This window comes from Bartonella sp. SD1336NMGDW, from assembly GCF_042193565.1.
Classification (GTDB): domain Bacteria; phylum Pseudomonadota; class Alphaproteobacteria; order Rhizobiales; family Rhizobiaceae; genus Bartonella; species Bartonella grahamii.
Genome location: NZ_JBHILW010000083.1, coordinates 1 through 856, shown reverse-complemented (window position 1 = coordinate 856; position 856 = coordinate 1). Strand labels below are relative to the sequence as shown.

Genomic DNA, 856 nt, shown 5'->3' with positions numbered 1-856 from the left:
GTAATTCTAGACGCAATTCGACTAGTACAGCAACGCCATAAAACACTATTTTTCATATCCTGTCAACAAAAAAAATCACTATATTGTGTATTTTTTATTTTTTTCACCTAAATCTAGTGTCTTTAACAACCAACCACTCACAATTGTATCATCTCAACGAATCAATTATATGGAAGCACAAAGTTATTGATTAGAAAAAAGCGGGGGGAATTAATGTTATTTTTCAAAAAAGCAGTTTTATGCAGAATTAAAAAGATATTTACACTAATTTTATTTTTACCATTCTCTGCTATAATTAGTCTTATGATACTTGCTTTTAATCCCTTCGGATTAGACAATCAACAACAAGATAAATTAATTGTACCAATATTTGTAGCATTTGTATCGTATTTTTTGATACTAAGTGCATGTGCAAGAGAAGAAAAGCTAAGTTTAAAAGATGAAAATATTGACAGCGCATTTTATGAGCTCTTATCCCTCCAATTCCAAACAGCGGCTTGGGCGGCTGGGTCGGCAGCTTTTGTGTTTTATCCTGTAATAGGAATAGCATTTTTAGGAGTGTTAATTTTTATTGGTATTTTTATTACTATAATAGAAAATTTAGATGAAATTGTAGGAATCGTAGCGATTATAGCATTGATATTAATTTGTCTTATAGCGTTTATAGCGTTGATCAAATTTATTTGGAAAATTGTCTAACAATCAAAATATTTATGAAGCGCGTTAAGAGCGACCCGCAATGAATTCACAAGATGTGGTAATGTTTGGTCTTCGACAACAATATATTGTATTGCTGCATAAAGATTATACTGTCTATAGAGATGTTGTGTTTCTTTTATCGCCTCTTGCATATTAG

1 protein-coding gene is annotated in these 856 nt (G+C 31.0%); it reads left to right on the top strand.

The window, feature by feature from the left end:
- Positions 1–186: 186 nt before the first annotated feature.
- Positions 187–699, top strand: coding sequence for a hypothetical protein (locus ACFIKH_RS09240; RefSeq protein WP_375671544.1), 513 nt, complete (start codon positions 187–189; stop codon positions 697–699).
- The last annotated feature ends 157 nt before the right edge of the window (positions 700–856 follow it).